The organism is Qipengyuania sp. SS22 (assembly GCF_025736935.1).
Lineage (GTDB): Bacteria > Pseudomonadota > Alphaproteobacteria > Sphingomonadales > Sphingomonadaceae > Qipengyuania.
Genome location: NZ_CP107048.1, coordinates 2,248,241 through 2,270,959 on the forward strand (window position 1 = coordinate 2,248,241; position 22,719 = coordinate 2,270,959).

A 22,719-nucleotide genomic window follows, 5' to 3' on the forward strand; every position below is an offset into this window, starting at 1 on the left:
GCGTCATTGCCGATCGTTTACCAGAGACAGAAACTCCGAAACATCCATCAACCATGTCTGCTGCGCCGACCTGAAACTCCCGTGAAGCTGGCGCGGCAGTACAAGCTGAAGCTGTTTCGCCTGCATTTCGGAGGTCTGGTTTTCGGAAATGCCCGGCTCCAGTGTCAGCAAATGTTTGTTCTCGATCCGCTCGGCCTCGGATAGCACCTGCCGCCAGCGGTCCTTCAAAGTTGATTTTGCGCCCAGCATAGTGAGCTTTGCCGCTGGAAAGGCAGGATCGTGATAATGCTCTTGTCCCGGAAACAGGAAGTCCGGCTTGTTGCGGTTCTCGGTCTCCGCTCCGCGCGCATACCGTATGCTGTTGGCGACAAATATTGCCTCCAGATGATGCTCCAATGACTGCCCCGCACGAGATTTGCGCCGGTTCTGGACGCTAAGGGAGAATGAAAGGAAACCGTCTACATCCGCACCCTCCGGCGCATTGAAGCCGCTCGCAATCCGCTCTGCCACTATGCGCCGCTCCAGCCGTCTGAAAAGCTGCTCTTCCATGTCGAGCCAATCCAGCAGCGCACCGTCCGGATCGTCTGCCGGGTCCACGTCTGTGACGGCCGACCGAGCGATCTCAGAGAAGTTCTTCGTTGTCGGAAACACCATGCCAAATTGCTCGATCAGTTCGTCTAGTCGGTCCGCTTCCGGCTCTTCCGGCTCAATGCCCAGCTCGTCCAAAATATAGCGCGTCGCAAAATCTAGGTCGGGATTGCTGGTTCCAGCGATCTCCTGAACGGTGAACTCGAACTCTGGCTGGTCCTCCAGCCCGAACAGCCAAACAAGCTGATTTTGAATGGTGCTGTCTACCGGCGTAATAATGACCATGGCCGTTCCGTCGCGGCATAGCGCAATGAAAAGCACATCTCCCGCCTGCATCATCCCGGTAACCTCGTTGTCGGGATAATAGAGACGGTATTCGGTGCGGGTCGGGTGCTGCCGCCGTGCATCATACCAGGTCAGAATACTATCAGTTGTGACCGCCTCCTGTTCCCGACCAAGCCATATATAGCGAGCCGGAATGTTCTTCTGGTCGTCGTCTCCGAACAAGCGGCGCAGCGGGCCTGAACCATTGAACTCGTGCTGGTTTGAAGTCGTCGGGCTGGTCTCTACAGCGCTTAGGCGCTTGACCGCCACACCTGCAAAATAGTCCGATAGCTGGCCTCGCCGCATTTATTGCCCCCTGATTTCAAGCTGTGCAGCATCCGATTGCAGCCATCGTCCGCAAGTACCGATCACCTCGTCGTGCGACAATCGTGTTCGGCCTTTCAGCGCGCATTCCCAAATCTCGGCCTGCCTCCAGCCTGCTTCTGCCAGCGCAGAATGCGTCCGAGCGTCGTTTTGGCGGTTGCGGTCGATCTTCGCGCGCCAGAACTCTGGGCGTGTCGATGGCAATTTGAAAAGGTGACAGTCATGGCCGTGCCAGAAACAGCCCTGCGCCATGATAACGGCTCTGTAGCGCGGAAAGACGATATCGGGTTTGCCGGGCATTGTTTTGTCATGCAAGCGGAACCGAAATCCGGCGGCATGGAGCCCCTGACGCAGGATCATTTCCGGTTTGGTGTTCTTCGATCGGATACCGGACATCATCCGGCTGCGGACCTCCGCTGCGACAATATCAGCCATATGCAGCGGCGGGTTCCCGGTCGGGCCGTGACACTGCATGGGGCGCTTCGTCATTCTGGCCATAACTCTTCGCCACTGCGGCCGCGATGTACGGCTGCATGGCATTTGCCAGAGCTTCGACAACCGGAACGACTACGGCGTTGCCGAACTGGCGATAGGCTTGCGTGTCCGATACCTCGATCCGCCATTTTCGGTCCCCGCGCTCAAACCCCATCAGGCGGGCGCATTCGGTCGGCGTGAGCCGCCGGGGCCGGGGGCCGGGCTGGTCTATCAGGATTTCCGAACCGTCCTTATAATAGCGGGCGGACAGGGTCCGGGTCACATCGTCAGGACCAAACAAGCTGAATCCGAAACCGTTACCCTTCGCCTGATGCTTCGCTTTGTAGCCTTGCAGATATTCCCAGAGCCGCGGAGTGAGAGTATATTTCGGATCAACGTCCTCGTGCCGATCCAGAATGCTGCCAAGCTTCGGGCCGTCTTCGGCAGATGGCAGCTCCAGCGCGTCCAGATCGAAATCTGTATCATCGCGAAACCCGACGATGAAAACCCGTTCCCGCTTTTGTGGAACCCATGGCTCAGAACTGATGACACGCGCCTGCACCTTGTAGCCCAGCTCGTTCTCCAGCACGTTCATGATAGTGGCAAACGTGCGCCCCTTGTCGTGGCTGGCAAGATTCTTGACGTTTTCCAGCACGAAAGCTGCCGGGCGGTGGTGCGCAATTATCTGGGCAGTATCGAAAAATAGCGTTCCTTGTGTGTCGCACAGAAACCCGTGTGGCCGTCCGAGCGCATTCTTCTTTGACACACCGGCGATCGAAAAGGGCTGGCACGGAAAACCGGCAAGCAAAACATCATGTTCCGGAATGCTTTCCGGGTGCTCTGAGAACTCTCGTATGTCCCCGGCGATCCGGTGATTGTCGCGGAAATTAAGTGCATAGGTTTTCTGGGCGTTGGCGTCCCATTCGGATGTGAAAACGCAGTGGCCACCGATCCCGTTAAATCCGATCCGCAGGCCACCGATCCCCGCGAACAGGTCAATAAACCGGAACGCAGTATTGTGGCTGGCCGGTTTCTTGTTCGCCGCCTCGCGCAATACCTTCTCTGCAAGACGGGGCAGTCTTACCGTTCCGTTTGCATACCGGTAGGCCGTGCGTTCCGACACCTCTAGCAGACTTCGCGCCTCTTCTTGGGTCAAGCCTGCCTGAGCGCATAGCTGAGTGAATCTTGTAGTCTTTGTAGCTGCTCTGCGCATCGAAACCCCGCTCTGTGTCAATTTTTGACACCGTGGCAGAATTATTCCCTGCTTGCAACAATGTTCTTAGTTTGTTCCTTCGTGTTGCTTGTTCGCACCGGCGCCAGGCGGCAGATCATGGTTGGGAAGCCGCCGTCGCGGCCGATAACTTGGACACACGGCAGCTTATGGGCCAGCTCCGCGAACTGCCGAACAAACCGATAATGGGGCGTAAATCGGTCATTTGCTGCGCTCAATCGCCGCGCGGCTCTTGCAGCACAGGGTTTTTCCAGAATGGTTGATCCGAGGTGTCTACAAACAGAGAGGAAAGCGCGCGCAAGTCGAATCTGGCGAGCACACCGTACCCCGCGAATTCGGGATGTAAGGGTATGTTTTGTAATTGAAATAGCGTTTCGGGCGGAATCAACCCGTCCACGAGTAGAGCGGGTTTGCGCCGAACCGCAGACAACTCACTTTGCGATAACTAACTACAATAAAGAGATATTTTCACGCGCTGCGGCGGGTCGCAGAAGAGTTGCGAATTTTTGCGCAAACCGTCGGCGGTTCGCTGCCTTGATAGGCACAAATTTCGCTCACAGAGCCAAATCCCCAAGTGCTTTCACCGCTGCATCGCTGGCAAGGTGGCCGTAGTGTCGCTCGATCATTTCGGCGCTCGTACCGGAAATCTGCGCGATCGTGAGAAGCGGAAGGCCTGCGCTCACAAGGTCAGTGATGGTGCTGTGGCGCAAGGTGTAAGCGGTGGCATTGGCTGGCAGTTCGGCAGCAGTTACGGCGGTTGCAATGGGCCGTTTCCAGCTATCCTTATCCCATGCCTTGCCGTTAGCGCGCATGAAGAGTGGAGCGCCTGGCAGCTTGTTCTTGGCCTGCTTGGCGAGCAGTTGCGCTGCCTCTTGCGGCAACTGAATGCGGCGCGGTTTCCCGGTCTTATCCTTGCCGATGGTGAGTTCCGCCGTGCGCTTGTCGAAGTCGCCAGCCATGAGTGCCGCCATAGCGCCGGGACGAAGCGGCAAGAGGCACAGGGCGCGGACGAACGGCGCTGCCTCTGCATCGGTGCTTTCGATCAGCTTCTTGCGCTGCGTGCGGTCCAGATAGAGCGTGCGGCGTCCGTTGGCATTGGGAATGGATTTCAGGGCTTCCTGCCAAGCCGCCTCGCTGTTCGGTGCGCCGGGAGACAGGACTTTGCTCAAGGCTGCTCGCAGCACGGCCATGTCGCGATTGACGGTCGATGGTGCCCGCTCGCGTTCGACCGGATTGCCCTTCTTCCGTCGGCTCACCAGTGCAGGTTGTGCTTCCAGCCGCTCGCGCCATTCCTTGACGTGGCGGCGGCGTAGCTTGTCCAGCTTCACCTTGGCGATTGCATCCTCATAAACGTACCGCTTGAAGCGCTGTTCGGCTTCTGGTCGGTCCTTGGCATACTCGCGGCAGGCATCGGCCACCGTCTCGATCTTGGCGCGGATTTCGCCGCCCGATTCCACAAGCTCGGCCAGCTTCTCGGCTTCCTTCTTGGCCGCTGCGAACATCTCGTTTCCGGGGAGCGTGCCGAAATCGCCCAGCGACTTCACCTGATAGCGGCTGGCATCTTCGTCATAGACGCGGGCAATCCATGTGCCCTTGCCCCCGCGTTTGGAAGGCCGGAAGCCAAGAAAGCACCCGGCGCGCAGCCGTTGCCAGTGCGGCTCGCGCTGCACTTTCAACCGCCCCCGGTTGCCGACTTTGCTCAGGTCCAATGCCACTGCCAATTCCCTCATTCCGTTTCGTATGGAATGCGTATGGAATACATGCAGGGATTACCGGAAACAAGCAGAGATAGGAAATTCTCCTATTTCAGAGCTTTAAGGGTTTCAGCTTGCCCCGCATTGTGCATGAACTCTGCCCTCCGAAGGCAGAGGCCACAGGTTCGAATCCTGTCGGGTGCACCATCTCTCTCCGCTTCGATGGGGCGAGCAGCAGCCCGTATTTCAGCATTCCGGCCGGTTCAGCGCAGCGCCAGAATAGCCGGGGCAAGTGTACCCTTTGCGCACGCGCGGCCAAGAATCGGGTGCGCCACTATTACAATTTGGCGAAAATGTCCTAGGTAGGCGATGCAGGGCGCGATTAAGGCACAAGGTTGATGGACCGGGTAATCTACAACTTCGACAGCCTGCCCCAGCGGCACGGCTTGGCGTCGGCCCCCAAGCGGCGTTCGATCTATCGTGCCCGCCGTACGCCGGAACCGCGTGTTGGAATTATCTATAATCCGCGTAGCCATCGCAACCACGGGCAGGATCTTGCCTGCAGCGGCGCAGACAGCATCATGGTCGCGCAGCCGCGCACGCGTGACGAGATCGCCCATGCCCTTGCCGGGTTTGCGCGCGACGGAATCGATTTTCTCGTCATCAATGGCGGTGACGGTACCGTGCGCGATGTGCTGACGATGGGTCAGACCGTCTTTGCCGATCGCTGGCCCGCTATCGCGGTGCTGCCCAAAGGCAAGACCAACGCGCTCAACGTCGACCTTGGCGCGCCGGCCGATTGGTCGCTCGAAGGAGCGCTGGCGGCATATGCCTCGGGCCGGCAGATCATCCGCCGCCCGCTCGCGGTCAGCCGCGAGGATCAGGATGATCCGGCCATGCTCGGCTTTATTTTTGGCGCGGGCGCTTTCACTCTCGGGATCGAGGCGGGACAGGACGCGCATTCGCTGGGCTTCTTCAACAGCCTCGCGGTGGGCGCGACCAGCGCCTGGGGCGTGATCCAGGGTTTGTTCGGGAGCAATCGCAACAAATGGCGCCGCGGTACGCCGATGCAGCTCGCTTACCTCCCTTCGGGCAAGCCGGTCCCGCGCTCGGCGCATGGCGATCCCGCGCGGCGTAGCGTGCTGCTCGCCTCGACGCTCGAACGCATGCCGATGGGTATCGAGCTGTTCGGTATGCCGCGACCGGGGCTTAAGTTCGCTCTGCTCGACCACCCGCTGCGGGGCCTGCTGGCCGCGTTGCCCGTCATCCTGATGGGCTGGCGACCGCGCTGGCTGGCCAAGGCCGGTCTCCACCAGCTGGAGGCCGACGCGCTGGCAATCGACGTGGCCGAACCGGTGATCCTCGACGGCGAGGCCTTCCCGCCGGGGCGCTATCGCGTCGAGCAGGGGCCGGAACTCACCTTCATCAGCGCGTGAGCAGCGCGCTCGCGCAGCGCATCGCAAGCGCACTCGACCGCCCGGTGCGGGACGAGGTGGCCGCCTATGCGCGCCGAATCGGCGAAGAGGCCGGGGCGCGGGCAGTGCTGTTTTACGGCTCCAACCTGCGGACCGGCTCGCTCGAGGGTGTGCTCGATTTCTATGTCCTGCTGCCCGGTCCCCAGCGCGAGAGAATCTGGCCGCGCGTCAGCTACCGCGAATGGGACCATGCGGACGAGCGGCTGCGCGCCAAGATTGCGACAATGTCGCTGGCGCAGTTCGACAGCGCTGCGCGCGGCGAATCGCGTGACACGACGATCTGGGCGCGCTTCGTCCAGCCTTCAGCGCTGGTCTGGGCGGCAGACGACGATGCGCGGGGGCAAGTGCTGGCGGCGCTTGGGACTGCGGCGACCACCGCAGGCCGGTTGGCGGCTGCGGTTGGGCCCGAAGAAGGGCCGGCGGAGGCCTATTGGGGCGCGCTGTTCCGTGCGACCTACCAGGCCGAATTCCGCGTCGAGAAACCCGGGCGGGAGAACTCCATCCTCGAGGTCAATGCAGCGCATTTCGATGGGCTGTTGCCGCTGGCGTGGGATGCGGCGGAGATCGCGTTCTCGCGTGACGGTGCAACCTTGCAGCCGAACCTGTCCGAAGACCGCCGCCGCCGCATCCTTGCGTGGTGGCGGCTTCGCGCGCGCCTGGGCAAGCCGCTCAACCTGCTGCGGCTGGCCAAGGCGACCACGACATTCGACGGGGCGGCGGATTACGCCGCTTGGAAGCTCCACCGCCATACGGGCATCTCGCTCGAGGTCACGCCCTTCCGCGCCAAGCATCCGCTGCTCGCGGCACCGGGCGCATTGCTCGAGCTATGGCGTAAACGCCGCGCCTAGCGGTAGCGCATCCGGATCGAGATGCTCTCGACCCCCGAACCGACCTCGAACGCGGTCTTCTTGTAGCTCGGCTTGCCGAGATTGAAGATGTTGATGCTGGGATTGTTCGACATCGCTCCGCCATCGGCGAAGATATCGGTGCTGCCATTGCCATTGATGTCGTGGCGCACTGCGATCGCATAGGTCCCGGGGCGCGGCAGCGGCATGCAGAAGGACATCGAGCCCGCTTTCGCCGGGGCTTCCATGCGGTAGATCCACTTGCCCTTCTCGAGCCAGTCTTCCTTTGTCCCGCGATAGCTCTGCACGCGCATCGTGCCCTTGCTTGCCTTGATGTCGGTAATGGTCACGCGCACGGCGGGGCCGGCGCCGGCGGCGCATTTGGCGGCATCATTGGTGATTTTCTCGCGGTATTGCGCCTCGGCCGGGGCGGGGGCGGCGAGTGTTGCAAAGGCAAGCGCCGCGATACCGGCGGTGGCAAATGTCGTCCGATTCATAGAGGTAATCCGTCTTCAACTGGGTCGATGCGGCGCTTCGCGCCAAGTGTGAGGAGCACTTCGCCCCTCGGTATGGCCTGCTGTTTACCAGACTGCGCTGAATTACGGCTGAATTTCGCACCTGCGGGATGGTCGCACCCGAGTCTCGGGCCCATCCTGGACCGGGCAAATGGACGGCCCATGTGGAAAAGGCTATCCTGCTCGCTTGTTAACCCTCGTTTCGCGCGCGTAGGGCTGGCCAAGCTCACCCGCGACCAAGGCCCCCAGCCCGCATGACCATTCCGCTTATCTCGCCTTCGATCCTGTCCGCCGATTTCGCTGCGCTGGGCGAGGAGGTGCGCGCCATCGATGCCGCCGGGGCCGACTGGATCCACGTCGATGTGATGGACGGGCATTACGTGCCCAATATCACCATCGGCCCGGCGGTGGTGAAGGCGCTGCGGCCACATACCGACAAGCCGTTCGACGTCCATCTGATGATCGAGCCGATCGATCCCTATCTCGAAGCCTTTGCCGAAGCCGGCGCAGACATCATTACCGTCCACCCCGAGGCAGGGCCGCATATCCACCGCACGCTGCAAGCGATCACCGCGCTGGGCAAGAAAGCGGGCGTGGTGCTCAATCCGGGCACCAGCCTCGACGCGCTCGACTATATCCTCGAGGATGTCGATCTGGTGCTGGTTATGAGCGTCAATCCCGGTTTCGGCGGGCAGAGCTTTATCCATTCGCAGCTGCGCAAGGTCGAGGCGATCCGCAAGCGGATCGATGCGCTGGGCAAGCCGATCCACCTCGAGGTCGATGGCGGGGTCAATGCCGAGACTGCGCGGTTGTGCGTCGATGCGGGCGCCGATGTGTTGGTCGCGGGTTCGGCCACCTTCAAGGGCGGGCCCGAGCGTTATGCCGCCAATATCGCGGCGCTGAAGGGGCAGGCGTGAACCACGGCGCGCGCACTCTTCTGCGCGAGGATCGCGGCGCCCCCGACGACAGTGCAGCGCCCGCGCTCCCTCTCACCGGCATGGCCGAACCGCTGGTCGACCGCGGCCCGCCCGCCAGGCCCGACGCGGTCCCGCTCGAACCGGCGCGTGCGCTGGTCCTCACCGATTTCCAAACGCCGCGCGCGGGCCCCGTCGATAGCCTCGTGCGCTGGGCCTATCGGCTTGGCGTACCCAATTCGGTGCTCGCGGCGCCGCTGCGCAAGCCCGCCGCGCCGCGCCTGCTCGCCACCGTGGTCAGCCCGCTGCAGGGCGAGCGCGCCGCAGGCATGGCGTTGCGCGCCGGTCAGTTCCTCGTCCACGGGCTCAAGGTGCCGGTCGACAAGCTCGATTTCGCCAGCAACGCCCCGCTGACCCCGCCCGTGCAGCGCGCAGTGCAGGGCTTTGGCTGGCTGCGCGACCTGGACGCCTGTGCCCCGCGCGAGGAATGCGCCGCGATTGGCGAGAAGCTGCTCGCACGCTGGCTCAAAGCCAATCCGATCCCTGCCAAGGGCCCCGCCTGGACGGTCGAACATGCCGGGCTGCGGCTGCTCGCATGGCTGGTTCATGCGCCCTTGCTGCTCGGCAGCGATGCCCGACTGCGCGCCCGTGCGCTCGGGGCGATGGAGGCGACTGCGCGCTTTCTCGACCGGCAGGTCGCCGGGGCCGAAGACCGCCTGGGCCAGGTGGCCGGCTGGTGTGCGCTGGTCGCTGCCGGATTGCTGCTGCCTGATGGACGCCCGCGTCGCCTGTTCGGCGAAGCGGGGTTGCTGCGCGCCCTGGGCGAACTGGTCAGCGAAGATGGCGGTGTGCTGTCGCGTAGTCCGCTGGCGCAGGGCGAGGCGATCGCGCTGCTGGTCGATCTGCGCGCCTGCTATGCTGCGGTGGACCGCGAACCGCCCCCCGCGCTGGAAACCATGCTTGGCCTGCTCGTTCCGCCGCTGCTGACGCTGCGGATGGGTGATCGGGGCTTGGGCAGCTGGCAGGGGGCGGGTGCGACCTCCGCCGCCCGGGTCGAAGCGCTGATCACCGCGAGTGGCATCCGCGCGCGGCCGGGCAAGGAAAGTCGTCACTGGGGATACCAGCGCGTCGATGCGGGCAAGGCCACGTTGGTGCTCGATGCCGCGCCGCCGCCCCGCGCGCGCCATGCGCGTTATGGTTGTGCCTCAACGCTGGCGTTCGAGCTGTCGCATGGCGACCAGCGCATCGTCGTCAATTGCGGCGGGGCAGAACTTGCGGGCGGGATGGTGCCTGTACGCATCGAACAGGGTCTGCGCGGCAGCGCGGCGCATTCGACGCTGGTGCTCGACGATGCCAATTCGACCGCAGTGCTGATCAAGGGGCAGATCGGCAAGGGGGTCGAGGAAGTCGATATCGCGCGCACCGCGGTCAAGCAGAAGGGCCGCGACGCGGCACGGCTGGAAGGGGCGCATAATGGCTATGCCGCGCGCTATGGCCTGATCCACCGGCGGACGCTGCTGCTGGGCGCCGACGGCAGCGGGCTGTCGGGCGAAGACGTGCTCGAGCCTTCGGGCCGCCAGGGCAAGCGCGGCAAGATCAGCTTCGCGATCCGGTTCCATCTCGGCCACGGTATCGAGGCCGGGCTGGCGGACGACCGGCGCGGTGCGGGGCTTGCCCTGCCCGACGGTAGCTACTGGCAATTCCGTCTCGGAGGCGATAGCGGCGAGGCGCATATCGCGATCGAGGACAGCCTCTGGGTCGACGGGCAGGGACGCCCGCGGGCCACCAAGCAGCTGGTCGTCGAGGGACTGACATCGCGCAGCGGGGGACGGTTCCCCTGGCTGCTCAAACGCATGGGGTGATTTACGTGGCTGACGTGGCGATCAAACGGGCACTGCTTTCGGTGTCCGACAAGAGCGGCTTGGTGGAACTGGGCACGGCGCTGGCCGGACGCGGCGTGGAGCTGGTTTCGACCGGCGGCACTGCCAAGGCCCTCCGCGAAGCGGGCCTCGACGTGCGCGACGTTTCCGATCTTACCGGCTTTCCCGAGATGATGGACGGGCGGGTCAAGACGCTCCATCCGATGGTCCACGGCGGCCTGCTCGCCGTGCGCGACAATCCCGAACACGCTGCGGCGATGGAAGCGCACGCTATCGGCGCGATCGATCTCGTGGTGGTCAATCTCTATCCCTTCGAAGCCACCGTGGCGAAGGGCGCGAAGCGCGACGAGATCATCGAGAATATCGATATCGGCGGGCCGAGCATGGTCCGCAGTGCGGCCAAGAACCACCAGTTCGTCACCATCGTCACCGACCCGGCGGACTATCCCACGCTGCTGGGCGAACTCGAGACCTCGGGCGCGACCTCGCTCGATTTTCGCCGCCAGTGCGCGGCCAAGGCCTTCGCGGCCACCGCCGCCTATGATTCGATGATCAGCCAGTGGTTCGCCTTTGCCGACCAGGGGCAGCTCTTCCCCGACTTCCTCGCGATCAACGGCAAGGCCCCGGTCGAGCTGCGCTATGGCGAGAACCCGCATCAGCAGGCGGCGCTCTACACCCCGGTCGACCCGCATGCGCAAGGCATCGCGCAGGCCGAGCAGTTGCAGGGCAAGGCGCTCAGCTACAACAATTACAACGATGCCGATGCCGCGCTGGAATTGTGCGCCGAATTCGCCGGCGGCGAACCCGCAGTGGTGATCGTCAAGCACGCCAACCCCTGCGGTGTCGCGCAGGCCGCGACCTTGCTCGAGGCGTGGAATGACGCGCTTGCCTGCGACAGTGTGTCGGCCTTTGGCGGCATCGTCGCGGTGAACACCGAACTCGACGGCGCAACCGCAGCCGCGATCTGCGAGATTTTCACCGAGGTCGTGATTGCCCCCTCGGTCAGCGATGCGGCGCGCGCAGCTTTCGCCAAGAAAAAGAACCTGCGCCTGCTGGTTACCGGCGACCTGCCCGATCCGCGCCGCGGCGGGCTGGCAGTCAAGCCGATCACCGGCGGCCTGCTGGTCCAGACGCGCGACAATGGCGCGATTACCGAGGCCGACCTCAAGGTCGTCACCCAGCGCGAGCCGACCGAACAGGAATTGAGGGATTGCCTGTTCGCCTGGACCGTCGCGCGGCACGTCAAGTCGAACGCCATCGTCTATGCCAAGGACGGCGCGACTGCGGGGATCGGTGCGGGCCAGATGAACCGCCGCGATTCTTCGCGCATCGCCGCAATGAAGGCGGCTGAAGCGGCAGAGAGCTACGGCTGGGATCAGAGCCGCACCGTGGGCAGCGCGGTCGCTTCCGACGCCTTCTTCCCCTTTGCCGATGGCCTGCTGGCCGCGGCCGAGGCGGGCGCGAGCGCGATCATCCAGCCGGGTGGTTCGATTCGCGATGACGAGGTGATCGCCGCTGCCGACGAACAGGGCCTCGCAATGGTCTTCGCCGGGATGCGCCACTTCCGGCACTGAGACTGGGCCGCTTCTCGGGCCGCGTTCGACGAGCGAAGCTGAACATCCGACGAAGGGCGTATTAAGCCGGTTGCAAGAGCTGTGCGTGTAACCACCTGGGCAAGACACACGAAAGACGCCCCTATGAGCCTGTTCACTCCCGACCTCTATCGCAATTTCGGCATCGGTTTCGGTGTCGGCGCCGTCGCCGTAATGCTGACCAATGGCAGCGAATGGCTCGCCGCCGTGCCGCAGCTGGTGGCTTCGATCTTCTAATGCGCCTGCGCGCTGCCCTTGCTGTCGCCACGCTGGCGCTGGGGGCTTCGGCCTGCCAGCAGCCGGCACTGGCTGCGGAACAGGCGGTTGCGGCACCCAAGGCACAGCGCGTTGCCAAGGAAGGACCGGGGCTCAAGACTGCGATCTTCGCTGGCGGATGCTTCTGGGGCGTTGAGGGTGTCTTCAGTCACGTTAGGGGCGTGACCAGTGCGGTGGCGGGCTATCACGGCGGCACCGGGCGCCAGGCGAGCTACAAGCTCGTTTCAAGCGGCATTACCGACCATGCCGAGGCGGTGAAGGTCACCTATGACCCCAAGGTGATCCGCTACGACCAACTCCTGCGGATCTACTTCTCGGTCGTCGCCGATCCGACCCAGCTAAACCGGCAGGGGCCGGACCGGGGCGCACATTACCGCGGCGCCATCGTCCCCATGTCCTCCGAACAGAACGCGGTGGCCAAGGCCTATATCGCGCAATTGACCGCTGCGAAGCTGTGGAACCGCCCGATCGTCACGCAGATCGAACGCGCGCAGGCTTTCTATCCGGCCGAAAGCTACCATCAGGACTTCATGCTCAAGAACCCGCGTCACAGCTATATCGTGCGGTGGGACGCGCCCAAGGTGAAGGCGCTGAAGGCGATATATCCGGGTGTCTACTCGGCGAGCTTCCAGCGCGACTAACTTGCGATAGGCGGTTCGCGCGCCTACCTGTTTTGGCATGGCCAGACATGCGCATGCTCACACCGAACACGAAGGCGACGACCTGATCGAGGCCGCCCGTCACACGCTTACCGACAATGGCGAGCAATGGACCGGCATGCGCCAGTCGGTGTTCGAGGAGCTTGCCCGGCATGACAAGCCGGCGAGCGCCTATGACATTGCCGACAATCTCTCGCAGAGCCGCGGCAAGCGGGTGGCGCCCAACAGCGTCTATCGGATTCTCGACCTGTTCGTGCGCACCAATCTCGCCAACCGGATCGAAAGCGCCAATGCCTATCTGGTCAACACCCACCCGGGGTGCCGCCACGATTGTATCTTCCTGATCTGCGATGATTGCGGCAAGGCCACGCATATCGACGACGACCGCGTTACCGGCGCGCTGCGCGTGGCGGGCCAGGACGCTGGCTTCACCGATGTCCGCCCGGTGGTCGAACTGCGCGGACTATGCGACGATTGCGCCTGCTGAGCTGCGCCAACAAACCGTTCATTTGCGGCGATAAAGCGTTCATCGACAGTTGCGTTTCTCGGGTGTAGAGCTTGTCCGCATGACAAGTCGCCCCAAGACCCCCCTCCTCGATACGGTCAATACACCTGACGATCTGCGCAAGCTGGGCAAGGACCAGCTGCGGCAGTTGTCCGACGAATTGCGCGCCGAAATGATCGACGCCGTCGGCACTACGGGTGGCCATCTGGGATCGGGACTGGGCGTGGTCGAACTGACTACCGCAATCCATTACGTCTTCGATACGCCGCAGGACAAGCTGGTGTGGGACGTCGGTCATCAATGCTATCCGCACAAGATCCTGACCGGGCGGCGCGATCGCATCCGTACGCTGCGCCAGGGTGGCGGGCTGAGCGGGTTCACCAAGCGCAGCGAAAGCGAATACGATCCCTTCGGCGCGGCGCATAGCTCGACCTCGATCAGCGCGGCGCTCGGCTTTGCCATGGCAAACAAGATGCAGGACCGGGCCGGTCGCGGGATCGCGGTAATCGGCGACGGCGCGATGAGCGCCGGCATGGCCTATGAAGCGATGAACAATGCCGAACAGGCGGGCAACCGGCTGGTCGTCATCCTCAATGACAACGACATGTCGATCGCCCCGCCCGTAGGCGGCCTGTCGGCCTATCTCGCGCGAATGGTGTCGAGCAGCGAATATCTCGGCCTGCGCTCGATGGCGTCGAAAATCGCCAAGAAGCTCGGCCGCCGCGTATGGGGCGGGCTGGAAAAAGCCGAGGAATACGCCCGCGGCATGGCCACCGGCGGCACGCTGTTCGAGGAACTCGGCTTCTACTACGTCGGCCCGATCGACGGGCACAATCTCGACCACCTCATCCCGGTGCTCGAAAACGTCCGTGACAGCGAACAGGGCCCGGTGCTGATCCATGTCGTGACGCAAAAGGGCAAGGGCTATGCTCCGGCTGAGAACAGCGCCGACAAATATCACGGTGTTGCCAAGTTCGATGTCGTCACCGGCGAGCAGAAGAAATCCAAGGGCGGCCCGCCCGCCTATCAGAACGTTTTCGGCGAAACGCTGGCCAAGCTGGCCGATAGCGACCCGCGCATTTGCGCCATCACCGCGGCCATGCCCAGCGGCACCGGCGTCGACAAATTCGCGCAAGCACACCCCGATAAGGCCTTCGACGTCGGAATTGCCGAACAGCATGGCGTGACTTTCGCCGCGGGCCTCGCTGCCGAGGGCATGCGGCCCTTCGCGGCGATCTATTCGACCTTCCTCCAGCGCGCCTACGACCAGGTGGTGCACGATGTAGCGATCCAGAACCTGCCCGTGCGGTTCGCGATCGACCGCGCCGGCCTGGTCGGCGCGGATGGCTGCACGCATGCGGGCAGTTTCGACATCACCTATCTCGCAACGCTGCCCAATTTCGTCGTCATGGCCGCCGCCGACGAAGCCGAGCTGGCTGCAATGACCTATACCGCCGCCGAATATGACGACGGCCCGATCGCCTTCCGTTACCCGCGCGGTGCGGGGACGGGCGTCGAGATACCCAAACAGCTCGAGAAGCTTGCCATCGGCAAGGGCCGGATCGTACGCGAAGGCTCGAAGGTCGCGATCTTGTCGCTCGGCGCACGGCTGGAGGAAGCCAAGAAGGCCGCCGACCAGCTCGAGGCCAAGGGCCTTTCGACCACTGTTGCCGACATGCGGTTCGCCAAGCCGCTCGACACGGCGCTGATCGAGAAGCTGATGCGCAGCCACGAGGTTGTGGTGACGGTCGAGGAGGGCGCGGTGGGCGGCCTTGGCGCCCATGTCCTGACCTTCGCCAGCGACATGGGCCTGACCGATGCCGGGCTCAAGGTGCGCACCATGCGCCTGCCCGATACCTTCCAGGATCATGACGACCCGACGAAGCAGTATGACGAGGCCAGGCTGAATGCCCCGCAGATCGTCGATACCGTGCTCGGCGCGTTGCGCCACAACAGCGCCGGGGTGGAAGAAGCGCGCGCCTGACTGGGCGGCGGCTTGGAGCGTCCTCATTCCGGGTTTGACGCTGCAGGTGTCCGGAAGCATAGCCAGTCCTCGGATCATGCCATTGTCAGCGCGTGCTAACTCTTTCGCAGTGCGGCGGGGACTGGCAGGACGGTCGATGAAAGAGAGGCTGCATGACCCTGCTGACTACCGACACGTCGAATCACGTCACCACGCTGACCCTAAACCGTCCCGACACGATGAACCCGCTTGGCGCAAAGGGTGACGGCGATGCCTTCGCCGCGGCCTGCGATGCGATCAATGGCGATATGGACGTGCGCTGCGTTATCCTGACGGGCGCCGGGCGCGCGTTCAGTGCGGGCGGCGACATCAAGGCGATGAAGGAGCGGAGCGGGACCTTCGGCGGGACTGCACCCGAAATATCGGATGGGTATCGCAACAACATCCACAAGGTTCTCCGCGCGCTGTACGGCCTGCGCGTGCCGCTGATCGCAGCGGTCAATGGCCCCGCGATCGGGCTGGGCTGCGATCTGGCCTGCCTCGCCGATATGCGTATCGCGAGCGACCGCGCAAAATTCGGCGTCACCTTCCTCAAGCTCGGTATCATCCCCGGCGATGGCGGGACCTGGATCTTGCCGCGTATTATCGGCGAGGCGCGCGCGTCCGAATTGTTCTACACCGGTGATGTAATAAACGCGGCGACCGCGCGCGACTGGGGTCTCGTCAGCCGGGTGGTCGAGGGCGAGGCGCTGATGGACGAAGCGCGCGCGCTCGCTGCCAGGGTCGCAGCCATGCCCCCGCACGCGCTGCGGCATGCCAAGAACCTGATGCGTCAGGGGCGCTCGGTGACCTATGACACCGCGCTCGAAATGGCCGCAAACACGCAGGCGCTGATGCACCTCACCGATGACCACATGGAAGGGGTGGATGCGCTGATCGAAAAGCGCGCCGCCGACTTCACAGGCAACTGAGCCGGGGCAGCGCCCGTCGGCTGCTTGCCAGTAGCGCCAAAATCGGAGAGACTTTGCCCTCGAGGGGGAAAGCATGCCCGTAGGAGTGCTCGAAGTCATCGTCTGGACCTGCGTCGGCCTGTTCGTCGGTGTCGTCCTGCTCGGATTTGCCGCGCTGGTGGGCTGGTGGCACCCACGCGACGAGGAAACGGGCAAATGGCTGAAACGGTCGGTGGTCTTCCCGCTGGTCGGCGGTGTGGTCGGTTTTGCGACCCTCGAGTTCGGCAGCGGGCGCGATACGCCGCCTCCACCCGAACCGAACCCGACCGTTTTGCCGACATCATCGCCCTCGCCGTTCATGCCGACCGGCACGCCCACGCCCAGTCCTTCGCCGACGGCAACAGATGCGCCCGCCGATCCCGCTCCGCTGGCTGAGGCGTGCACCGTGTCGGTCCCCCAGTCACTGACCACGTGGGCGCAAGAGCAGCTTGGCGAACCCCCGGCCTTCGGCTGTGCGGAGGATCAGACATATCCGACTTGTCTCGACCCGCTGCGCCAGCGTTCGCGCCCGGAAATATCGTCAGCCGCGGCGCGCGAATGCGGCGATGCGCTGGCTGAGTTCCGCCGCGCCTATATCGCGCCCGTCTATGGCGCCAAGGCAACCTACCAGGTCAATCTCGACAATGCCGAGGCGGCATTGCGACTGCGGATGTCGGAGGAAGCGGTGACACGCTATGATTACGTCACTGCCGAAATCAGCCGGATGAACGGGCGCGAATGGGATGGGTTCGTCGCCATCGACCGGCAATCGCGGCAGGACATGCGCGCCTGCCAGGACGAGCGGCGCTGCCTCGACGACTAGGCGCCGGTTACAGCCAGCGCCACACGCCTGCCGGCATGCCATTGGCGTGGATATGGCCATAGGTCGCGGCGAGCCAGATGATGAGCCCGCCGATCCATGCAAATGCTCCCGCCTTCGCCAGCCCGCCAACGCGCGGCCAATAGCTGGTCCGCGCTTCCCATCCGGACCAGGCGTCGCCCATTTGGCCTTCCTTCTTGCGGTCCTGCAAATGCGCGCCAAGCAGCGCCAGCAGGCCGATTGCACCCGCGAGAATGATCTGGCGCGGCGTGGGGCTGAGCAGGATATGCGTCGCCGCCCAGAGCGCGATCGCCCACATCATCGGGTGACGCGTAACATGGAAGACACCGTGCGGGCCTTGCGCCGCATGCGCCGCCGCGCGCGGATCGGGCAGCGCGGGATTGCGCTGGAACGACCCCGCCAACAGCACCGAGGCTAGGAGCATGATCACCGTGGCGATCGCCCACAGGGTGTCACCCGATCCGTTCCACAAGGGCGCCCCGCCCGGTCCGACCGCGCGAAACGCCATCGCCGCCCAGACGAATGTCGCCAGCGCGACCAGCGAATAGAGCGCGCGAAAGCCGTTCTCGCCCAGCACGCCGACCAGCGGCGCGCGTAGCGGGTGAGACAATGCGAAATGCATACCGACGAAGGCGAGCGACGCAGCGAGCAGCGAAACCAAGGCCTGATCCATGACCGACTCCCATGTTTACAGCGTCAACATAGATAGCAGGATCGGCTCACGAAGCAAGCGGCTATCGTGGCGGCCGATTATGCGGCGGGTTCGATCCCGAGCAACTGGACAGTGAACAGCAGCGTTGCACCGCCGGGGATCGGCCCCTTGCCCTTCGGTCCATAGGCAAGATCCGCGGGCGCGGCGATTTCGATCGTATCGCCCACGCCCATTTCGGGGATCGCCATCTGCCACGCCTTAATCAACCGTCCGAGCGGGAAGGTCGCCGGCTCCCCGCGGTCGAAGCTGCTGTCGAAGGTCTCGCCATTGAGGAATGTGCCCGCATAGTGCACGGTCACCGTATCCTCGACGCGCGCCTTCTCGCTGCTGCCCGCATAATCGACATGGCGCCACTTGAGCCCGCCCGGCATCGCGTGCCAGCCGTCCTCATGCGACAGGCCCGTGAGATACGCCTGTTGCGCGTTCATCCAGGCGATGTCCTGCGACCGGTCGGGCGGCGTATCCTGCGCGGATAGCGCATGGAAGCCGACCGCTGTCGCGGCCGCGCCCAACGCGAGCAGGGTGGTGCGCATTTCCTTCACTGGCCTACCAGTCGTAGCCCTTGGGCAAATCGCTCTCGTCGAGATCGCGATAACGCTCCTTGAGGCGGCTCTGGTGGTTGTCGAGCGGCTGATCGATACCGTCGATATAAACCTTTACCGGCATCGAACCCACTTCGAGCGGGTCGCCGTCCCAGATCACCAGGTCGCCCACGGCCCCAGGTGCAAGCACGCCAGCCTTGTCGCCCATGCCGCTGATCGCGGCGGGCACCGAGGTGATGGCCGCGAAGGCCTGGCCCCAGGTCAAACCGTCAGCACCGGGCATGCGGGTGAGCGCTACGAGATTACCCGCATATTGGTTGAGGTTGCGCGGGTTCTGCATCGCCGCGGCGTTAAGCGCGACCCTGACCCCGGCTTTCACCATCCGGCCGATATTGCTCTGCGTCGCCGCCAGTTCTTCGAAATTGGCAGGCAAATCGTCGAGCCCGTCGGCGATCACCGGCACGCCGGCGGCGGCGATTTCGCTGGCGACCAGCCAGCCTTCGCTCGCACCGACAAGCACGAGGTCGAGGCGCGGGAATTCACTTTTGAGCGCCAGCGTGCTGCGAATGTCGGAGGCGCGTTCCACATAGACGTAAAGCGGCTGCTCCCCGCGTGCGACGGGTGCCAATGCAGCTGCGTCGAATCGGGTCAGCAGGACATCGTCGCTGCGGATGTCGGCGCTGGTGGCGGCGCGGTTGGCGCTTGCCTCACGCAGCGCGGCGCGCAGCAGCGTATGCGTGGCCACGCGGCTGCCGCCCGCGATCCGTCCGCCATACTCGCCGAGCGCGACGACCTGGAATGCCCGCGCCTGCGTAACCGCGTCGGGATCGGCCCCCAGATCGATCACTGCGCCCTGCCCGCCGAAGATCGAGCTGGACGGCAGTGTGACCGTGGCCGCGCGGGTGATCCCCGATGCGCGATGCACAAGGATGTGCTGCGAGGAAGGATTGATCACCGGTGCAACGTCGAGCGCGGCGCTGAACGGCGCGCCTCCGGCGCGCGTGTCGTTCGATTCGCTGACCGCACCGACGTCCCACAGGCCGAGGCTGGTGACGGTCGCGAAAATACCCGGGGTGACCCAGGCGCCGTTTGCATCGATCGCGGGAAGGTTGCTGGCGGGCGTACCGCTGCCGATCGCGGAGACCTTGCCGTTCTCGACCACGACATAGCCGCTCTCGATCGGTTCGCTGCCATCGCCCGAGGCGACGGTGGCATTGGTCACGACGAAGCTCTGCGCGGTGGCAGGTGCGGCGAAGGCGATGGCGGCGGAGGCGAGAAGCGTTGCGAGAGCCTTCATTTCACGTCTCCTTCACCGGGCTGGCCGAGCTCGAAATCGCTCACCGGGCGCCGCTTGCGGTCCATCGCATCAAACATCAGCGCGCCATCGACCCAGACCTTCTCAGGCCGCGAATAAACCGATAGCGGATCGCCGTTCCACAGGACGACGTCAGCCATCTTTCCTGTCTCGAGGCTGCCGGTCATATCGGCGATGCCCATTGCCTTGGCGGCGTTGTGGGTGAACCAGCCGACCACTTCGGCATCGGGAATGTCGATTCCCAGCCGAAGCCCGGCGGCCTGCGCCTTGGCCGCTTCCTGATTGAGCCGTTGGATGCCATTCTCATCGTCGGAATGGATCACCACGCAGGCACCCGCCTGGCGCAGCAGCGCCGCATTTTCGAGGATACCGTCATAGGCTTCCATCTTGAAGCCGTACCAGTCCGCCCAGATCGCGCTGCAGACGTCGTTTTCCTTGAGCAGGTCGCCGATCTTGTAGGCTTCGACCGCATGGTGGAAGGCGGTGACCTTGTAGCCCATCTCCTTGGCCATATCCATGACCAGCGCCATTTCGTCGGCGCGGTAGCAATGGTTGTGGACGAGGATCTCGCCGTCGAGCACGCCGTTGAGCGTTTCCTTGCCCAGATCGCGCTTCTTGCCGTCATAGGCCTGCGCATCGAGCCACATCTGGCGGTTGACCGCGAAATTGCCCATCCGGGTCGAGGGCGCGCGGCCCTTGCCGCCGTAGACGCGCTTGGGGTTCTCGCCGCAGGCCATTTTCATGCCGTAGGGCGCGCCGGGGAACTTCATCCCCTGCACGGTCCGCGCGGAAACGTTCTTTAGCGTTACCGAGCGGCCGCCGGTGAGATTGGCCGAACCCGGCAGAATCTGCAGGCTGGTGACACCGCCATTGGCCAGCGCGCGGGTGAAGCCGGGGTCCTGCGGCCAGACCGAATGCTCGGCCCAGACCTCGGGCGTCATCGGACTGGTTGCCTCGTTCCCGTCCGAATGCGCCTGGACGCTCGGGGTGGGGTAGTCGCCGAGGTGAGAATGGATGTCGATCACCCCGGGGGTGACGAATTTGCCGCTGCCATCGATCCGGTCATAGCCGTCGGTGGCCAGCGAAGCATCGCCCACCGCGACGACCTTGCCGTCGCGGAACAGGACGGTGCCGTTGTCGATCCGACCGCCGCGGCCGTCGAACACGGTAGCGCCGACCAGCGCCGTCGGACGGCCGGGATAGGGGCTGTAGGTCGAGGGGAAGGGGGCATTGCCGTCCTTGCCAACCGGCGCGGTCCAATCCTTGGTAGAGGCCGAGGCGACATCGCTGCTGCCGCCGGTGGTGGAACATCCGGCAACCGCGAAAGCGGCCGCGCAGGCGAGCAAGGTGTATTTTTTCATGGAACCCCCAAATGCAGTCGGGCCGGAGCATCGCTGCCCCGGCCCGATCGGTCAAATGCATTTGTCGGTGCCAGCGTGCGTTTCGCCGATTGGTACCGGATAGCGGATCAGCCCAATGGGCGTGTTTCCGGATGAATCCCGGCACCCTGCGGCTCACCCGGGCCCTCGCTCTGCCCGAGCAGGTCGTCGCCGACATCGTCGTCCTGAAGCGTATCGAGATGCATGAGTTTCTTGATCAACGGGCTGATGACCATGACGCCGACACCGATCGCGATCGCATACCAGCCGACGGTCGAATAGACATCGAGCACGACCTGCCTGCCTGCTTCCTCGCCCACGCCTTCGGCACCGGTGGCCGAGGCGATCAGGCCGGCGGCAAAGTTGCCGGTGGCCGAAGCGAAGAACCAGGTGCCCATGATCAGCGACGCCATATGCGACGGCGCCAGACGGTTCATGGCCGACAGGCCGACCGGCGACAGGCACAGCTCGCCGGTGGTGTGCAGCAGGTAGATCAGGAAGATGAACAGCACAGGCACGGCTGCGTCCACACCGACCGACTGCGCGCCCCATACGAGCACGAGAAAGCCGAGGCCAACCTGTACGACACCCAGGCCGAACTTCAGCGGTGCACTGGGTTCGAGGCCCTTGCGACCAAGCGTTTGCCAGGTAACCGCGAACACCGGCGCAAGCAGGATGATGTAGATCGCGTTGATCGACTGGAAGGTCGAAGCGGGCACGCCCCCGCGATCGACATGGCGATCGGTAAACAGGTTGAGGCTCGAGCCCGCCTGTTCGAACAGCGCCCAGAAAACGATCGAGGTCAGAATGAGGAACATCGCCGCGAAAATGCGGTCTCGTTCTTCGCTGGGCAGCTTCACCACCGCAGTGAACAGGACATAGAGCACCAGCGAGCCACCGAAGAGGCCGAGCACATAGCCGACCATGTCCTGGTACTGGATCGCAAGCCAGCAAATGCCGACCAGCGCGATGCCCAGGCCGTACATCGACCATTCGGTCTTCTTGGCGAGTTGCTTGGGCGGTTCGCCGCGGCCGAGCAGCAGCGGCTTGCCCCAGACGAACACGACCAGACCGGCCAGCATGCCGATCCCGGCGAGACCGAAGCCGTAGGCCCAACCATAGGTTTCACCGATATAACCGCACAGCAGCGAACCGATCGCGGCGCCGAGGTTAATGCCCATGTAGAAGATGGTGTAGGCGGCATCCCGCCGCGTATCGGTGCGCGGATAGAGCTGGCCGACGATCACCGAGATATTCGCCTTGAGGAAGCCCGAACCGACGATGATCAACGCCAGTGCCAGCCAGAAGACGTAGACGATCGGATTGTTCTCCGTCCCTGCGGCGGGATCGCCCTCGAAGGCCATGAAGAAGTGGCCGAGGGTTAGCAGGACCGCGCCGAACAGCACCGCCTTCCTCTGCCCGAGATACTTGTCGGCCAGATAGCCACCAACGACCGGGGTAATGTACACCAGTGCGGTATAGGCACCGTAGATGATGCCCGCATCGCTATCCGAAAACAGCCAGTGCTTGGTCAGGTAGAAGATCAGCAGGGCGCGCATCCCGTAATAGGAAAAACGCTCCCACATTTCGGCGAAGAACAGGATGAACAGTCCCTTGGGGTGGCCCAGGAATGTCCCTGCCGAATCCCCGTCAACCGGTTGTGTTGTGGCCATGCGTGGCAA

The 22,719-nt window shown here is 63.9% G+C and carries 21 protein-coding genes; 11 read left to right on the plus strand and 10 right to left on the minus strand.

Translation table 11 applies throughout. The features are described 5' to 3' along the window. Positions 1-3 precede the first annotated feature (3 nt). The 4 genes from N6L26_RS11290 to N6L26_RS11305 form a co-directional block, all read right to left on the minus strand. Positions 4-1,218: a type II restriction endonuclease gene (locus N6L26_RS11290; protein ID WP_263605660.1), complete on the minus strand. Its 1,215-nt coding sequence runs from the start codon at positions 1,216-1,218 to the stop codon at positions 4-6. Continuing rightward, complete coding sequence (locus N6L26_RS11295) at positions 1,219-1,671, minus strand: very short patch repair endonuclease (protein ID WP_263605661.1); 453 nt, start codon at positions 1,669-1,671, stop codon at positions 1,219-1,221. It lies immediately after the preceding gene. Then, the gene (gene dcm, locus N6L26_RS11300; protein ID WP_318173605.1) at positions 1,664-2,866 is read right to left on the minus strand and encodes a DNA (cytosine-5-)-methyltransferase; all 1,203 of its coding nucleotides are present in this window, start codon (positions 2,864-2,866) and stop codon (positions 1,664-1,666) included. Before dcm ends, N6L26_RS11295 begins: the two co-directional genes overlap by 8 nt. Positions 2,867-3,495: 629 nt before the next feature. Beyond that, the gene (locus tag N6L26_RS11305; protein ID WP_263605663.1) at positions 3,496-4,656 is read right to left on the minus strand and encodes a tyrosine-type recombinase/integrase; all 1,161 of its coding nucleotides are present in this window, start codon (positions 4,654-4,656) and stop codon (positions 3,496-3,498) included. Positions 4,657-5,033: 377 nt separating this feature from the next. Between N6L26_RS11305 and N6L26_RS11310 the strand changes: the two genes are divergently transcribed. Both N6L26_RS11310 and N6L26_RS11315 read left to right on the plus strand, forming a co-directional pair. Beyond that, complete coding sequence (locus tag N6L26_RS11310; protein ID WP_263605664.1) at positions 5,034-6,071, plus strand: diacylglycerol/lipid kinase family protein; 1,038 nt, start codon at positions 5,034-5,036, stop codon at positions 6,069-6,071. Then, positions 6,068-6,958, plus strand: coding sequence for a hypothetical protein (locus N6L26_RS11315; protein WP_263605665.1), 891 nt, complete (start codon positions 6,068-6,070; stop codon positions 6,956-6,958). The genes N6L26_RS11310 and N6L26_RS11315 overlap by 4 nt, the downstream gene beginning before the upstream one ends. Here N6L26_RS11315 and N6L26_RS11320 read toward each other — a convergent pair. Next, positions 6,955-7,452, minus strand: a complete 498-nt coding sequence (locus tag N6L26_RS11320; protein WP_263605666.1) for a DUF2141 domain-containing protein — start codon at positions 7,450-7,452, stop codon at positions 6,955-6,957. The genes N6L26_RS11315 and N6L26_RS11320 overlap by 4 nt on opposite strands. A 272-nt stretch (positions 7,453-7,724) precedes the next feature. Here N6L26_RS11320 and rpe point away from each other — a divergent pair, with 272 nt between their 5' ends. The 9 genes from rpe (at position 7,725) to N6L26_RS11365 (ending at position 17,071) form a co-directional block, all read left to right on the plus strand. Next, positions 7,725-8,387: a ribulose-phosphate 3-epimerase gene (rpe, locus tag N6L26_RS11325; RefSeq protein WP_263605667.1), complete on the plus strand. Its 663-nt coding sequence runs from the start codon at positions 7,725-7,727 to the stop codon at positions 8,385-8,387. Next, a complete protein-coding gene (locus tag N6L26_RS11330) occupies positions 8,384-10,246 on the plus strand; it encodes a heparinase II/III family protein (RefSeq protein ID WP_263605668.1) in 1,863 nt (620 codons plus the stop codon). Before rpe ends, N6L26_RS11330 begins: the two co-directional genes overlap by 4 nt. A gap of 5 nt (positions 10,247-10,251) precedes the next feature. Further along, the gene (gene purH / locus N6L26_RS11335) at positions 10,252-11,838 is read left to right on the plus strand and encodes a bifunctional phosphoribosylaminoimidazolecarboxamide formyltransferase/IMP cyclohydrolase (protein ID WP_263605669.1); all 1,587 of its coding nucleotides are present in this window, start codon (positions 10,252-10,254) and stop codon (positions 11,836-11,838) included. Positions 11,839-11,961: 123 nt separating this feature from the next. After that, complete coding sequence (locus N6L26_RS11340) at positions 11,962-12,093, plus strand: hypothetical protein (protein ID WP_263605670.1); 132 nt, start codon at positions 11,962-11,964, stop codon at positions 12,091-12,093. Continuing rightward, a complete protein-coding gene (gene msrA / locus N6L26_RS11345) occupies positions 12,051-12,773 on the plus strand; it encodes a peptide-methionine (S)-S-oxide reductase MsrA (RefSeq protein ID WP_412071328.1) in 723 nt (240 codons plus the stop codon). The genes N6L26_RS11340 and msrA overlap by 43 nt, the downstream gene beginning before the upstream one ends. A gap of 37 nt (positions 12,774-12,810) precedes the next feature. Continuing rightward, positions 12,811-13,278: a Fur family transcriptional regulator gene (locus N6L26_RS11350; RefSeq protein ID WP_263605671.1), complete on the plus strand. Its 468-nt coding sequence runs from the start codon at positions 12,811-12,813 to the stop codon at positions 13,276-13,278. Between the two features lie 79 nt (positions 13,279-13,357). Next, complete coding sequence (gene dxs / locus N6L26_RS11355; protein WP_263605672.1) at positions 13,358-15,280, plus strand: 1-deoxy-D-xylulose-5-phosphate synthase; 1,923 nt, start codon at positions 13,358-13,360, stop codon at positions 15,278-15,280. Positions 15,281-15,432: 152 nt separating this feature from the next. Continuing rightward, entirely contained in the window at positions 15,433-16,230 is a 798-nt protein-coding gene (locus N6L26_RS11360; RefSeq protein ID WP_263605673.1) for a crotonase/enoyl-CoA hydratase family protein, read from the plus strand. Positions 16,231-16,303: 73 nt separating this feature from the next. Further along, the gene (locus tag N6L26_RS11365; protein WP_263605674.1) at positions 16,304-17,071 is read left to right on the plus strand and encodes a hypothetical protein; all 768 of its coding nucleotides are present in this window, start codon (positions 16,304-16,306) and stop codon (positions 17,069-17,071) included. A 7-nt stretch (positions 17,072-17,078) separates the two neighbouring features. Here N6L26_RS11365 and N6L26_RS11370 read toward each other — a convergent pair whose 3' ends face one another. The 5 genes from N6L26_RS11370 to N6L26_RS11390 all read right to left on the minus strand — a co-directional run bounded on the left by N6L26_RS11370 (position 17,079) and on the right by N6L26_RS11390 (position 22,710). Next, a complete protein-coding gene (locus N6L26_RS11370) occupies positions 17,079-17,762 on the minus strand; it encodes an NnrU family protein (RefSeq protein ID WP_263605675.1) in 684 nt (227 codons plus the stop codon). A gap of 77 nt (positions 17,763-17,839) precedes the next feature. Continuing rightward, entirely contained in the window at positions 17,840-18,334 is a 495-nt protein-coding gene (locus tag N6L26_RS11375; RefSeq protein ID WP_263605676.1) for an FKBP-type peptidyl-prolyl cis-trans isomerase, read from the minus strand. A 13-nt stretch (positions 18,335-18,347) separates the two neighbouring features. After that, complete coding sequence (locus N6L26_RS11380; protein WP_263605677.1) at positions 18,348-19,640, minus strand: amidohydrolase family protein; 1,293 nt, start codon at positions 19,638-19,640, stop codon at positions 18,348-18,350. Next, the gene (locus N6L26_RS11385; protein WP_263605678.1) at positions 19,637-21,019 is read right to left on the minus strand and encodes an amidohydrolase; all 1,383 of its coding nucleotides are present in this window, start codon (positions 21,017-21,019) and stop codon (positions 19,637-19,639) included. The genes N6L26_RS11380 and N6L26_RS11385 overlap by 4 nt, the downstream gene beginning before the upstream one ends. Before the next feature lie 107 nt (positions 21,020-21,126). Beyond that, on the minus strand, positions 21,127-22,710 hold the full coding sequence (locus N6L26_RS11390; protein ID WP_263605679.1) for a peptide MFS transporter: 1,584 nt from the start codon (positions 22,708-22,710) through the stop codon (positions 21,127-21,129). Positions 22,711-22,719: the final 9 nt, after the last annotated feature.

Bases quoted from the DNA above. Each gene is read 5' to 3' on its own strand.
- dxs (WP_263605672.1), top strand. From the start codon at position 13,358: ATGACAAGTCGCCCCAAGACCCCCCTCCTCGATACGGTCAATACACCT.
- N6L26_RS11385 (WP_263605678.1), bottom strand. From the start codon at position 21,019: ATGAAAAAATACACCTTGCTCGCCTGCGCGGCCGCTTTCGCGGTTGCC.
- N6L26_RS11340 (WP_263605670.1), top strand. From the start codon at position 11,962: ATGAGCCTGTTCACTCCCGACCTCTATCGCAATTTCGGCATCGGTTTC.
- N6L26_RS11365 (WP_263605674.1), top strand. From the start codon at position 16,304: ATGCCCGTAGGAGTGCTCGAAGTCATCGTCTGGACCTGCGTCGGCCTG.
- msrA (WP_412071328.1), top strand. From the start codon at position 12,051: ATGGCTCGCCGCCGTGCCGCAGCTGGTGGCTTCGATCTTCTAATGCGC.
- N6L26_RS11350 (WP_263605671.1), top strand. From the start codon at position 12,811: ATGGCCAGACATGCGCATGCTCACACCGAACACGAAGGCGACGACCTG.
- N6L26_RS11295 (WP_263605661.1), bottom strand. From the start codon at position 1,671: ATGGCTGATATTGTCGCAGCGGAGGTCCGCAGCCGGATGATGTCCGGT.
- N6L26_RS11310 (WP_263605664.1), top strand. From the start codon at position 5,034: ATGGACCGGGTAATCTACAACTTCGACAGCCTGCCCCAGCGGCACGGC.
- N6L26_RS11390 (WP_263605679.1), bottom strand. From the start codon at position 22,710: ATGGCCACAACACAACCGGTTGACGGGGATTCGGCAGGGACATTCCTG.
- N6L26_RS11375 (WP_263605676.1), bottom strand. From the start codon at position 18,334: ATGCGCACCACCCTGCTCGCGTTGGGCGCGGCCGCGACAGCGGTCGGC.
- rpe (WP_263605667.1), top strand. From the start codon at position 7,725: ATGACCATTCCGCTTATCTCGCCTTCGATCCTGTCCGCCGATTTCGCT.
- N6L26_RS11290 (WP_263605660.1), bottom strand. From the start codon at position 1,218: ATGCGGCGAGGCCAGCTATCGGACTATTTTGCAGGTGTGGCGGTCAAG.
- N6L26_RS11360 (WP_263605673.1), top strand. From the start codon at position 15,433: ATGACCCTGCTGACTACCGACACGTCGAATCACGTCACCACGCTGACC.
- N6L26_RS11380 (WP_263605677.1), bottom strand. From the start codon at position 19,640: ATGAAGGCTCTCGCAACGCTTCTCGCCTCCGCCGCCATCGCCTTCGCC.
- N6L26_RS11370 (WP_263605675.1), bottom strand. From the start codon at position 17,762: ATGGATCAGGCCTTGGTTTCGCTGCTCGCTGCGTCGCTCGCCTTCGTC.
- N6L26_RS11320 (WP_263605666.1), bottom strand. From the start codon at position 7,452: ATGAATCGGACGACATTTGCCACCGCCGGTATCGCGGCGCTTGCCTTT.